This window comes from Parashewanella spongiae, assembly GCF_004358345.1.
GTDB lineage: Bacteria > Pseudomonadota > Gammaproteobacteria > Enterobacterales > Shewanellaceae > Parashewanella > Parashewanella spongiae.
Genome location: NZ_CP037952.1, coordinates 2,496,404 through 2,507,958, shown reverse-complemented (window position 1 = coordinate 2,507,958; position 11,555 = coordinate 2,496,404). Strand labels below are relative to the sequence as shown.

The following is an 11,555-nucleotide window of genomic DNA, read 5'->3' as shown; positions in this document are numbered from 1 at the left end:
GAGCCGCTACAACTAGAAAGGTAAATTGAAGTAGACATTTGGCTGCAACCGTAAATTACTCTGTTTGGATTATACGTCGGTATAACCTAAGTCGCAGCATCCCTTAGCTGGTTTAGAACAACTGGTTAAGTCTATTGCACGTAGAACTGGTGAAAGAATCAACTTTATCGGATACGCCGATGACTTTGTTATTACAGGTACTTCAAAAGAAGTGCTTATAAATGAAGTCAAACCGCAAATTGCACGATTCCTACAGCAAAGAGGGCTAACCCTTTCTGATGAGAAAACACACATGACTCATATCAATGACGGTTTTGACTTTCTGCAGGGCGGGATCGTGCTTTAGATCTTGAAAATAATTAAATCAATTTTGAACTTTCCTGAGTAACGATGATCAGATCGACAAATGAATACTGATTTGAGTCTGATTATGGACGTAATGAAAGAGATTGAACAAGTTGAAGATCATCGTGTTGAAGCTAATAAAGAGTATGATTTAGCTGATATTATTTTTCTTACAATTGCCGCGGTGCTTTGTGGTGCTACAGGCTGGAAAGCCATCAACATTTTCGGTGAAGCTCAATTAGATTGGTTAAGACAATATCGGCCATTTAGTAATGGCATCCCGACACGACACTCAATCGGACGGATAATTAGAGGTGTTAAAGCCGAAAGTATGATGTCTTGCTTTATTAACTTTTCCAATACATTACGGGAGCGAGATGGTAAAGAGCATATCAGTTTTGATGGTAAAGTTGCTTGTGGCTCTAAACACGGTGATGACATAGCGGCGCTTCAACTAATGACGGCAATGGTTGTAGATAATGGGCTGATAATACGTCAACAAGAAACGTCGACCAAAACGAATGAAATCCCAGTAATGCAATCCATGCTAAAACACATGGATATTGAAAATGCAGTGATTACCGCTGACGCCATGCACTGCCAGAAAGAAACTGCAACCTTAATACGTGAAGGAAAAGGTGATTACGTTCTTCAAGTGAAAAAGAATCAAGGTAAATTACTTGCTGAAATAGAAGCTTATTTTCATAAGTGCTATCGAGACACACCAGAGCTTTTAAAGCAGAATCACTTTACAGAGTTAGACGGTGAGCACGGACGAATAAATGAAAGACATTATCGCCTTTTGCCAATTACAAATTGGTTTGACGAAACGGCTAAATTTGTAGGCAGTCAGGCCGTTGTTGAAGTCACTCGGATGCGAGAAATGAAGAATAAATCAAGCCATGAAACGTCTTATTACATAACCTCGTTAGCCAGTGACGTGGAAGGCATCGCTGGATATATATAGGGCAAACGGGTCTAAATTAGACAGCCAGTTTGCCCACAGTTAATACCTTCATCAAATATTCTTCATCCCAGCCCGCTTTTAAACGTTTGCTTTTTATTCCTACTTTTGCTGTTTTCTCATTTTTCAGCATGTTGAGTGCTGTTTTATTCATGATAGCCATATTCTCTGCTGCGTTTCCACTTCTTAACCGACATGAGTCTTCATCAAAGCTTACATCCAGTTGCCAGTGGAGTTTATTTTCAACAAACCAATGAGAACGTATTGCATTTGAGATAAACTCAGCTTTAGGTTTCAAATGACTACTGATGTAATAGCGTCTTTCCATGGTCTTCTCTATCCCTTTTTGTTCCCTAGTAGATTCTACGACTACAATGCTGTTTAAGCTTGACCATCTACTATGGCGTTTTCTGAGCCACTCTACGTCAGACGTGACCCAAACTTTTCTTTGTTCAATTCGACCGTGATCTTTATCGACTTCCTCAAACATATCGCAGTGAATTTTTTTAAATCTAGACTCGAGTTCTGTATCTAAAAATAATTTGATATCTTCAAAGAACTCACCTTGGCTACCTTTAAGGGCGAAAATATAATTAGCTTTTTTTTCAATGATTTTATCGGCAATTTTAAACTGGCAACCCATTGCATCAGTGGTAATGGTTGCCCCTTTAATATCGAGGAGCTCTAACAACTTAGGAATGGCTGTTATCTCGTTGCTTTTACCGTCAACTTTCATTTGCCCTAAGCAAAGATTATTTTTTACTGACCAAGCATTAACGATATGTATTGCTGGAACTTCATTCACTTTATCCAGAGTTCTTCTCAGTGTCTTGCCATCAAGAGGAATGATATCTTCGTCAATTGTACAAAGGTATTGCGCCCACGCTATAAAAGCGGCATGAAAAGCCTTAGGACATAAGCGGTTGAGAACATCGTTAAAGGTATCATGGCTTGGGACGCCATGAGGCATATCTAAAAAAGTTTCGAACCATTTTTTCTTCGATTTCCCATATTCTTCAATAGCATTGAAATTATCGCAGCCACAGATAACCGCACATAGAGTAATGGTTATAATGTTAATCAGAGGATGATGTAAAGTTCGTGACATACGAGGGTCGGGTAGGCCATCAAAAAAGTTGCTGATTGTCGTAGTTTTCATAGAAATTAACAAGCAAAGACTATTATAAACCACGATCGCTATAGTTTGGCAAACGATCAAATTTGATTGCTTATTTTTGACCCGTTTGCCCTATGGATATATACGGAAGCACTGGACAATTGAAAATAGTCAGCATTGGGTTCTCGATGTCACTTTTAAAGAGGATGACTGTAAAATTTATGCTGATGATGGTGCAAAAAATTTAGCAACTATTAAGCGAAAGGTTTTGAACTTAATTAAAAATCACTCTTCAAAAGACAGTGTGGCTGACAAGATACAGCGAGCCTGCTGGGATGCAAAATTTAGGGCTGAGATTTTATTTGGAGAATAATTCATCAAAGCATAATCCCGCCCTGCCCAAGTCCATTTCTTACAGCTGTATTATTTTTCAGTGCCGACTGTTTCTCGATAATTCCACGGTAGGTATTCTTCAGGATTGGTTTTCACTTTATCCTTCTCTCTCTGTAAAAATGTGAAATACTCAAACACATTGATGCCAGCTTCACTTGCTGTTGCAATCATTGACGTGATGACATCACCAATCGTAGCGCCAAGTAACGTCTTATGGAACATCGCATTTTTTCGGTCACGAACGATGATTTTTAACATGGCTTCGATACGATTATTATCGATGTATACACCTTCGTAGTGGCAAAAATAGCTCAAGCCAACATAATGTTTGACAAAATATCGCATCGCCTTACCTAAACCACTATTTTCTTCAACTGTTTCATCGTTAAGGTGTGTTGTACACCACTGCTTGATGGTTTTCATTACAGGCAACGAATGTTGCTGATGGTAACTCAGCCTTTCTGTTGCCGTAAACTTTTGCTCTTTAGTGTGCTGCTCGTAAGCCCAAATTTCACCATAACGTGTCAGTACGTGCTCGACTTCATCGGGGAAATGGTTAATGACATCAACAAATTGTCGTCTGGCATGACTGTTACACAATGACAGCAGACATTCTCTTACCGTAGGGCGATTACTGACCAGAGCGTCACTCATCATTATCGGCCTAGATTGATGAGTACCGCGTTTGTGCAACAGGCTATCGATGAATTCGTCAGCATGACCAATATTAGTTTCAAACAACACGATACTATCATTGGCTTGAGTGGTCGCAATAACACCTGATGTGTACACGCCGCTGCGCATTTGTGTCTTGTCACTGTTACGCACCGGTTTTTCTATTGGCGTAGCATCCAAAATTCGGTGAGTCGTGTCATCGAGATAATAATGCTTCGCATCGGCCGCGAGGTTAACCAACATTTGATAAACAGGGTAAATATCATTGGCCACATATTCAACTTGGTCAAACACAGTAGACGCGGTGATTTTGACACCAAGCAGCTTTTGAATGCTCCCTTGGCGATAAAACGGCAACCCGGCAAAATACTTGTGTATGGCCATTAATGACCGAGCTGAGTAGCCGTATTTTTGTTGCTCGCTCCCGTCGGCTAACACTTCAACTGGCAAAGCGGCGGTAGCGTAAGCGCCACAAGCATTACAGCGAAAGCGCTCCATGACATGCTGCTCTGGCTTAAACGGACTTTGCCCTGTGATACGCAGTAAACTGCCTGGGTCGGTTTTGTACATTTTACCCATGTGGCACTCTAGGCAGTTATCACCTTTTTTCACATCTGTACTCTGATGCACTATCACAACTGGCTTAGCGGGAGTGAAATCTTCATCGCTCTCTTTGGGTTTACGATTTTTACCCGCAGTGTGTTTACCGCTTCCTTTATTGCTTTTACTGACACGAGACAAGGCTTCTGAAGACTTTTCAATGCCAAGTAACTTACGCAATTTGTGCACGGTGACATCGTGATTGGTTAATCGTTGCTGCATCGTCGATAACGTCACTAAGGCATCAAGTAACAACTGACAATCTTCTGGAGACAGTGCTAACTCATGCTCTTTGGCTTCAGTAACACGAACTATCAGTGCTTCCAGCGCGTTGTGGTCGATATCAGTAAACGGTTTACTCATTAAAGGACAGTCCAGCTTAGGCGAATAGGAAAAATGAATTCGGCGGGCAGTATGATCCGATAAATAAAATAATCAACCGGTAAGTGCGATTTATTTCAAGCGACTTGAAGATAAATAAGGTTCACCACTCAGTAATTGCCGTAATTGTGCCGCAGCCATCGGTTGCATAACGCCATGATGACGTGGCCATCCATGAAATTTTCCTTTTGATAACCGTTTGGTCATCAGCCAAAAGCCATTATGCTCATAAGTGAGGGCTCGTATCATGGTTTTGTTGCGATTAATGAAGACGAATATCGAGCCTGAACGCGGATTACTCGACAAGCGCTGTTGGCACACGGCCGCCAGTCCATCGATACTACAGCGAAAATCAGCAGGCTGAGTCGCAATGAAGATACGACTGTTGGAAGTTAAATAGATCATGATTTCATTGCCCCGATAAGGGCGCAAATAAAGTGAACATCCACCACACCTTGTATATGAATATTGTCGCCATTAGATAGATTCAACTCAAGTTTTACTGGGGAATTGGGCTTGATGACCTCAGGTAAGTTGGGTAATTCAATGAAGTCTGTAATGGACTCTGCCGAGTTTGATACCTGGCACCATTGTTTAAATTGAGAGCCACTGATACGTAAAGCGGTGCAAATTTGTGATGATGAGTAATGCTCTAGCAATGAAATGGCTTGCTCGCGGAGAGTGTTTGGTATTTTAGTTCCGCGACTCGGCTTATTTATGCGCCAATGGGCGAAGATTGTGGCGACGCGAGTTAATGGCTCTATATTTGGCATGATGGGCTCCGATAATTAATCTGCCATCATTACATCAAATTATTGGGTTAAAGTTGCACTATGCTGCCGTAAACTCACTAAGAATCATATATCGATATTTATTGTTTTAAACTCTTACTTAACTTTTGTTCACAATCAATTGACAAATAAGTGATATCTGAACAAAACACCTCCTCCCACCCCTTGGCAAGTCAGTAGGATTCTAGCTTTTCATGCTTTGATTAACGAATGTGTAACTGGATTTCGTTAATCAGTGAACTTCTGTTAAAAGGCTCACTTTACTCTGGGAGTACGGGGTAAAGTTTCTTTAATTTTATACGTGCCTCCTCAGTCGTGAACTGCCAGTTCATCTTAGCCTTGGACTCATTACGCTCGGTAACCCAGGCTTCGACTTCAGTATTTAGTGTTTCCTGATCGGGTATTCTTCGGTTTAAGCATTGCCTGCTCAAGATACTTAATTCAATTTCAGCCATATCCAACCAACTTCCGTGCTTTGGCGTGTAATGAAATTCTATTTTATTGATCAACCTACGAGCTTCTTCTGGTTCGAAGGCCTTATAAAATGAAGCCGGTGTATGAGTATTCAAGTTATCCTCAACTAATACAATTGTCTCAGCGTCCTTATAACGCCCGTCTACTAAGGCTTTTACTTGATGAGCCCAATCAATGGCCGTTCTGTGTTCAGTGACTTCAACATGTCGCCAGCCCGCTAAAGGCTCAAATATCATGAACAGGTTGCTGACACCGTTACGCTCATACTCTGTATCGTATCGCTCTGGATAACCTGAAACTAAGGGTAACGGATTGCGAACTTCTTTAACTTGTTGTTTGCTGGTTTCATCAAGGCATACTAAAGGACGCTTAGGATTGTAAGGAAGTTTATAGAGTTCTAATATATCTTCCATAGCACTCACGAAAGCAGCGTTTTCCTCTTTAGGTATACACCACTCTTCTTTAAGCCATGGTTTAAGTTCGTTTTTTTTAAAGCATCATAATGAACAGAAGTTCTTGATATGTTATCGATATATTTGAGTTCAATCATCTTGTCTCTAAGAAGATTTAATGTCCAACGGCAACGTCCTTCAGGAGGCGTAGAGCAGGCCAGTACAATTAGGTGGGCTTCGGCTTCGCCATCCATTATGCGTCTGCGGCCTTGATGGCTGTGTTTGCTATTCACAGCGACTTCTAATCCTTCTTCGACAAAACGCTTTCTAAGGCACGTTACTGCAAGTGGTGAGATGTTTAGTGCTTTAGCAATCTGTTGATTGGTCAGTGGCGAATTATTCTCATCAATAGCAAGTAAAATTTGGGCGTGTCGTTTCTTATGTTGAGCAACACGTGGTTTCTTCTGCTTTATCAAAGCCTCAAGCATTGAACGTTCTTCATTACTCAAACGAACGTGGTATTTAACCCTCATAATAACTCCAGTGTTTCTTGTGTTCAGGAGTTGTTAGGATATAACCATTCGGTCATTATTTGTTCTTGAATGGACTACTAGAAAGGTAAATTGAAGTAGACATTTGGCTGCAACCGTAAATTACTCTGTTTGGATTATACGTCGGTATAACCTAAGTCGCAGCATCCCTTACCTGGTTTAGAACAACTGGTTAAGTCTATTGCACGTAGAACTGGTGAAAGAATCAACTTTATCGGATACGCCGATGACTTTGTTATTACAGGTACTTCAAAAGAAGTGCTTATAAATGAAGTCAAACCGCAAATTGCACGATTCCTACAGCAAAGAGGGCTAACCCTTTCTGATGAGAAAACACACATGACTCATATCAATGACGGTTTTGACTTTCTGCAGGGCGGGATCGTGCTTTAGATCTTGAAAATAATTAAATCAATTTTGAACTTTCCTGAGTAACGATGATCAGATCGACAAATGAATACTGATTTGAGTCTGATTATGGACGTAATGAAAGAGATTGAACAAGTTGAAGATCATCGTGTTGAAGCTAATAAAGAGTATGATTTAGCTGATATTATTTTTCTTACAATTGCCGCGGTGCTTTGTGGTGCTACAGGCTGGAAAGCCATCAACATTTTCGGTGAAGCTCAATTAGATTGGTTAAGACAATATCGGCCATTTAGTAATGGCATCCCGACACGACACTCAATCGGACGGATAATTAGAGGTGTTAAAGCCGAAAGTATGATGTCTTGCTTTATTAACTTTTCCAATACATTACGGGAGCGAGATGGTAAAGAGCATATCAGTTTTGATGGTAAAGTTGCTTGTGGCTCTAAACACGGTGATGACATAGCGGCGCTTCAACTAATGACGGCAATGGTTGTAGATAATGGGCTGATAATACGTCAACAAGAAACGTCGACCAAAACGAATGAAATCCCAGTAATGCAATCCATGCTAAAACACATGGATATTGAAAATGCAGTGATTACCGCTGACGCCATGCACTGCCAGAAAGAAACTGCAACCTTAATACGTGAAGGAAAAGGTGATTACGTTCTTCAAGTGAAAAAGAATCAAGGTAAATTACTTGCTGAAATAGAAGCTTATTTTCATAAGTGCTATCGAGACACACCAGAGCTTTTAAAGCAGAATCACTTTACAGAGTTAGACGGTGAGCACGGACGAATAAATGAAAGACATTATCGCCTTTTGCCAATTACAAATTGGTTTGACGAAACGGCTAAATTTGTAGGCAGTCAGGCCGTTGTTGAAGTCACTCGGATGCGAGAAATGAAGAATAAATCAAGCCATGAAACGTCTTATTACATAACCTCGTTAGCCAGTGACGTGGAAGGCATCGCTGGATATATACGGAAGCACTGGACAATTGAAAATAGTCAGCATTGGGTTCTCGATGTCACTTTTAAAGAGGATGACTGTAAAATTTATGCTGATGATGGTGCAAAAAATTTAGCAACTATTAGGCGAAAGGTTTTGAACTTAATTAAAAATCACTCTTCAAAAGACAGTGTGGCTGACAAGATACAGCGAGCCTGCTGGGATGCAAAATTTAGGGCTGAGATTTTATTTGGAGAATAATTCATCAAAGCATAATCCCGCCCTGCCCAAGTCCATTTCTTACAGCTGTATTATTTTTCAGTGCCGACTGTTTCTCGATAATTCCACGGTAGGTATTCTTCAGGGTTGGTTTTCACTTTATCCTTCTCTCTCTGTAAAAATGTGAAATACTCAAACACATTGATGCCAGCTTCACTTGCTGTTGCAATCATTGACGTGATGACATCACCAATCGTAGCGCCAAGTAACGTCTTATGGAACATCGCATTTTTTCGGTCACGAACGATGATTTTTAACATGGCTTCGATACGGTTATTATCGATGTATACACCTTCGTAGTGGCAAAAATAGCTCAAGCCAACATAGTGTTTGACAAAATATCGCATCGCCTTACCTAAACCACTATTCTCTTCAACTGTTTCATCGTTAAGGTGTGTTGTACACCACTGCTTGATGGTTTTCATTACAGGCAACGAATGTTGCTGATGGTAACTCAGCCTTTCTGTTGCCGTAAACTTTTGCTCTTTAGTGTGCTGCTCGTAAGCCCAAATTTCACCATAACGTGTCAGTACGTGCTCGACTTCATCGGGGAAATGGTTAATGACATCAACAAATTGTCGTCTGGCATGACTGTTACACAATGACAGCAGACATTCTCTTACCGTAGGGCGATTACTGACCAGAGCGTCACTCATCATTATCGGCCTAGATTGATGAGTACCGCGTTTGTGCAACAGGCTATCGATGAATTCGCCAGCATGACCAATATTAGTTTCAAACAACACGATACTATCATTGGCTTGAGTGGTCGCAATAACACCTGATGTGTACACGCCGCTGCGCATTTGTGTCTTGTCACTGTTACGCACCGGTTTTTCTATTGGCGTAGCATCCAAAATTCGGTGAGTCGTGTCATCGAGATAATAATGCTTCGCATCGGCCGCGAGGTTAACCAACATTTGATAAACAGGGTAAATATCATTGGCCACATATTCAACTTGGTCAAACACAGTAGACGCAGTGATTTTGACACCAAGCAGCTTTTGAATGCTCCCTTGGCGATAAAACGGCAACCCGGCAAAATACTTGTGTATGGCCATTAATGACCGAGCTGAGTAGCCGTATTTTTGTTGCTCGCTCCCGTCGGCTAACACTTCAACTGGCAAAGCGGCGGTAGCGTAAGCGCCACAAGCATTACAGCGAAAGCGCTCCATGACATGCTGCTCTGGCTTAAACGGACTTTGCCCTGTGATACGCAGTAAACTGCCTGGGTCGGTTTTGTACATTTTACCCATGTGGCACTCTAGGCAGTTATCACCTTTTTTCACATCTGTACTCTGATGCACTATCACAACTGGCTTAGCGGGAGTGAAATCTTCATCGCTCTCTTTGGGTTTACGATTTTTACCCGCAGTGTGTTTACCGCTTCCTTTATTGCTTTTACTGACACGAGACAAGGCTTCTGAAGACTTTTCAATGCCAAGTAACTTACGCAATTTGTGCACGGTGACATCGTGATTGGTTAATCGTTGCTGCATCGTCGATAACGTCACTAAGGCATCAAGTAACAACTGACAATCTTCTGGAGACAGTGCTAATTCATGCTCTTTGGCTTCAGTAACACGAACTATCAGTGCTTCCAGCGCGTTGTGGTCGATATCAGTAAACGGTTTACTCATTAAAGGACAGTCCAGCTTAGGCGAATAGGAAAAATGAATTCGGCGGGCAGTATGATCCGATAAATAAAATAATCAACCGGTAAGTGCGATTTATTTCAATCGACTTGAAGATAAATAAGGTTCACCACTCAGTAATTGCCGTAATTGTGCCGCAGCCATCGGTTGCATAACGCCATGATGACGTGGCCATCCATGAAATTTTCCTTTTGATAACCGTTTGGTCATCAGCCAAAAGCCATTATGCTCATAAGTGAGGGCTCGTATCATGGTTTTGTTGCGATTAATGAAGACGAATATCGAGCCTGAACGCGGATTACTCGACAAGCGCTGTTGGCACACGGCCGCCAGTCCATCGATACTACAGCGAAAATCAGCAGGCTGAGTCGCAATGAAGATACGACTGTTGGAAGTTAAATAGATCATGATTTCATTGCCCCGATAAGGGCGCAAATAAAGTGAACATCCACCACACCTTGTATATGAATATTGTCGCCATTAGATAGATTCAGCTCAAGTTTTACTGGGGAATTGGGCTTGATGACCTCAGGTAAGTTGGGTAATTCAATGAAGTCTGTAATGGACTCTGCCGAGTTTGATACCTGGCACCATTGTTTAAATTGAGAGCCACTGATACGTAAAGCGGTGCAAATTTGTGATGATGAGTAATGCTCTAGCAATGAAATGGCTTGCTCGCGGAGAGTGTTTGGTATTTTAGTTCCGCGACTCGGCTTATTTATGCGCCAATGGGCGAAGACTGTGGCGACGCGAGTTAATGGCTCTATATTTGGCATGATGGGCTCCGATAATTAATCTGCCATCATTACATCAAATTATTGGGTTAAAGTTGCACTATGCTTCCGTAAACTCACGAAGTAATTACAATGGAAATTGTTGGTGAGTGGAGTGGACATCATACAGATAAAGGAATTTGGGAGTATTTCAAGGGATATTGGCTGCCCTTATTTCCCAATTTACCTGCTCGTTCACAGTTTGTCAGACAAGCAAGTAACCTTTGGAAAGTAAAACAAGTAACCTTTGGAAAGTAAAGCAATTATTTCATTAATATTTATGCCATCAACTCAGAGCCGATACTTGTAATGTTCATTTGATTGATGGATTTCCCATTGAGCTTTGTAAGCTCACCCGTGTCAGAAAGAGCAAAAGCTTTAAAGGATATGCAAATTATGGCTACTGTGCCTCTAGGGGTATGAGATACTACGGTTTTCATGGGCATCTTTGTTGATGAAAGAGGCATTCCAGTAGAGTTCACTTTAACTGCCGAAAATGTTGACGAACGTGATGCCGCTTAAGAAATTATCAATAATATCAAAGGCCTTTTAATTGGTAATAAAGGGCTTATTAGACCAATACTCAATGAAGACTGTCTTCAAGCTGACATTGATTTACAAACACCGTTTCGAAAAAATATGAAAGATAGTCGTCCTAAATGGGCAGTAAAACTATTAATGAATGTATGTAGAAGGGTTGCCCCCCCATAGGAGAACTTGTTAAATATTTTGATATTGAGCATGTTAACTGCCGAGACTTGTGGCACTTGACCAGTCGAATGGGAAGAAAGATGCTGGGATTAACCATTGGTGCTTATCTCAATCATGAGTTTGGTAGAGAT

13 protein-coding genes and 2 pseudogenes are annotated in these 11,555 nt (G+C 41.2%); 6 read left to right on the top strand and 9 right to left on the bottom strand.

The window, feature by feature from the left end; translation table 11 throughout:
* Positions 1-103: 103 nt before the first annotated feature.
* Both E2I05_RS09675 and E2I05_RS09670 read left to right on the top strand, forming a co-directional pair.
* Positions 104-325, top strand: a pseudogene (locus E2I05_RS09675) (reverse transcriptase domain-containing protein); the annotation flags it as partial.
* An 81-nt stretch (positions 326-406) separates the two neighbouring features.
* Positions 407-1,312 carry an ISAs1 family transposase gene (locus tag E2I05_RS09670; protein ID WP_133309604.1) on the top strand — a complete coding sequence of 302 codons (906 nt, stop codon included), beginning with the start codon at positions 407-409 and terminating at the stop codon, positions 1,310-1,312.
* Positions 1,313-1,328: 16 nt separating this feature from the next.
* Here the strand turns inward: E2I05_RS09670 and E2I05_RS09665 are convergent, their stop codons facing one another.
* The gene (locus tag E2I05_RS09665) at positions 1,329-2,468 is read right to left on the bottom strand and encodes an ISAs1 family transposase (RefSeq protein ID WP_133309603.1); all 1,140 of its coding nucleotides are present in this window, start codon (positions 2,466-2,468) and stop codon (positions 1,329-1,331) included.
* A gap of 76 nt (positions 2,469-2,544) precedes the next feature.
* Here E2I05_RS09665 and E2I05_RS09660 point away from each other — a divergent pair, with 76 nt between their 5' ends.
* Complete coding sequence (locus E2I05_RS09660; protein WP_133309602.1) at positions 2,545-2,799, top strand: ISAs1 family transposase; 255 nt, start codon at positions 2,545-2,547, stop codon at positions 2,797-2,799.
* Positions 2,800-2,849: 50 nt separating this feature from the next.
* On the opposite strand, the gene E2I05_RS09655 is transcribed toward E2I05_RS09660, so the two are convergent.
* The 4 genes from E2I05_RS09655 to E2I05_RS09640 form a co-directional block, all read right to left on the bottom strand.
* Positions 2,850-4,457, bottom strand: coding sequence for an IS66 family transposase (locus E2I05_RS09655; RefSeq protein ID WP_133309601.1), 1,608 nt, complete (start codon positions 4,455-4,457; stop codon positions 2,850-2,852).
* 90 nt (positions 4,458-4,547) lie between these two features.
* The gene (gene tnpB / locus E2I05_RS09650) at positions 4,548-4,880 is read right to left on the bottom strand and encodes an IS66 family insertion sequence element accessory protein TnpB (protein WP_133309535.1); all 333 of its coding nucleotides are present in this window, start codon (positions 4,878-4,880) and stop codon (positions 4,548-4,550) included.
* Positions 4,877-5,248, bottom strand: a complete 372-nt coding sequence (locus E2I05_RS09645) for a hypothetical protein (RefSeq protein WP_133309600.1) — start codon at positions 5,246-5,248, stop codon at positions 4,877-4,879. Before E2I05_RS09645 ends, tnpB (E2I05_RS09650) begins: the two co-directional genes overlap by 4 nt.
* Positions 5,249-5,526: 278 nt before the next feature.
* A protein-coding gene (locus tag E2I05_RS09640) for an IS630 family transposase (protein ID WP_133309599.1) occupies positions 5,527-6,665 on the bottom strand; the annotation gives its coding sequence in 2 pieces (ribosomal slippage) (positions 5,527-6,237 and positions 6,240-6,665; 1,137 coding nt in all).
* A gap of 168 nt (positions 6,666-6,833) precedes the next feature.
* On the opposite strand from E2I05_RS09640, the pseudogene E2I05_RS09635 reads away from it, so the two are divergent.
* Both E2I05_RS09635 and E2I05_RS09630 read left to right on the top strand, forming a co-directional pair.
* A pseudogene (locus E2I05_RS09635) lies at positions 6,834-7,055 on the top strand (reverse transcriptase domain-containing protein); the annotation flags it as partial.
* A gap of 81 nt (positions 7,056-7,136) precedes the next feature.
* Positions 7,137-8,267 (top strand): ISAs1 family transposase, encoded by a 1,131-nt coding sequence (locus E2I05_RS09630; protein WP_133309598.1) that lies wholly within the window; start codon positions 7,137-7,139, stop codon positions 8,265-8,267.
* A 50-nt stretch (positions 8,268-8,317) separates the two neighbouring features.
* Here the strand turns inward: E2I05_RS09630 and E2I05_RS09625 are convergent, their stop codons facing one another.
* The 3 genes from E2I05_RS09625 to E2I05_RS09615 all read right to left on the bottom strand — a co-directional run bounded on the left by E2I05_RS09625 (position 8,318) and on the right by E2I05_RS09615 (position 10,716).
* The gene (locus E2I05_RS09625; RefSeq protein ID WP_133309534.1) at positions 8,318-9,925 is read right to left on the bottom strand and encodes an IS66 family transposase; all 1,608 of its coding nucleotides are present in this window, start codon (positions 9,923-9,925) and stop codon (positions 8,318-8,320) included.
* Positions 9,926-10,015: 90 nt separating this feature from the next.
* Positions 10,016-10,348 (bottom strand): IS66 family insertion sequence element accessory protein TnpB, encoded by a 333-nt coding sequence (tnpB, locus tag E2I05_RS09620; RefSeq protein WP_133309535.1) that lies wholly within the window; start codon positions 10,346-10,348, stop codon positions 10,016-10,018.
* A complete protein-coding gene (locus E2I05_RS09615) occupies positions 10,345-10,716 on the bottom strand; it encodes a hypothetical protein (RefSeq protein WP_133309597.1) in 372 nt (123 codons plus the stop codon). The genes tnpB (E2I05_RS09620) and E2I05_RS09615 overlap by 4 nt, the downstream gene beginning before the upstream one ends.
* A 90-nt stretch (positions 10,717-10,806) precedes the next feature.
* Here E2I05_RS09615 and E2I05_RS22010 point away from each other — a divergent pair, with 90 nt between their 5' ends.
* Complete coding sequence (locus E2I05_RS22010; RefSeq protein ID WP_170179624.1) at positions 10,807-10,971, top strand: hypothetical protein; 165 nt, start codon at positions 10,807-10,809, stop codon at positions 10,969-10,971.
* Between the two features lie 20 nt (positions 10,972-10,991).
* Here the strand turns inward: E2I05_RS22010 and E2I05_RS22005 are convergent, their stop codons facing one another.
* Positions 10,992-11,153: a hypothetical protein gene (locus tag E2I05_RS22005; protein ID WP_165905491.1), complete on the bottom strand. Its 162-nt coding sequence runs from the start codon at positions 11,151-11,153 to the stop codon at positions 10,992-10,994.
* Between the last annotated feature and the right edge of the window lie 402 nt (positions 11,154-11,555).

What these genes read in the sequence shown, in the direction of transcription:
- E2I05_RS09670 (WP_133309604.1), top strand. Translation starts at nt 407, where the DNA reads ATGAATACTGATTTGAGTCTGATTATGGACGTAATGAAAGAGATTGAA.
- E2I05_RS09665 (WP_133309603.1), bottom strand. Translation starts at nt 2,468, where the DNA reads ATGAAAACTACGACAATCAGCAACTTTTTTGATGGCCTACCCGACCCT.
- E2I05_RS09655 (WP_133309601.1), bottom strand. Translation starts at nt 4,457, where the DNA reads ATGAGTAAACCGTTTACTGATATCGACCACAACGCGCTGGAAGCACTG.
- tnpB (WP_133309535.1), bottom strand. Translation starts at nt 4,880, where the DNA reads ATGATCTATTTAACTTCCAACAGTCGTATCTTCATTGCGACTCAGCCT.
- E2I05_RS09645 (WP_133309600.1), bottom strand. Translation starts at nt 5,248, where the DNA reads ATGCCAAATATAGAGCCATTAACTCGCGTCGCCACAATCTTCGCCCAT.
- E2I05_RS09630 (WP_133309598.1), top strand. Translation starts at nt 7,137, where the DNA reads ATGAATACTGATTTGAGTCTGATTATGGACGTAATGAAAGAGATTGAA.
- E2I05_RS09625 (WP_133309534.1), bottom strand. Translation starts at nt 9,925, where the DNA reads ATGAGTAAACCGTTTACTGATATCGACCACAACGCGCTGGAAGCACTG.
- tnpB (WP_133309535.1), bottom strand. Translation starts at nt 10,348, where the DNA reads ATGATCTATTTAACTTCCAACAGTCGTATCTTCATTGCGACTCAGCCT.
- E2I05_RS09615 (WP_133309597.1), bottom strand. Translation starts at nt 10,716, where the DNA reads ATGCCAAATATAGAGCCATTAACTCGCGTCGCCACAGTCTTCGCCCAT.
- E2I05_RS22010 (WP_170179624.1), top strand. Translation starts at nt 10,807, where the DNA reads ATGGAAATTGTTGGTGAGTGGAGTGGACATCATACAGATAAAGGAATT.
- E2I05_RS22005 (WP_165905491.1), bottom strand. Translation starts at nt 11,153, where the DNA reads ATGAAAACCGTAGTATCTCATACCCCTAGAGGCACAGTAGCCATAATT.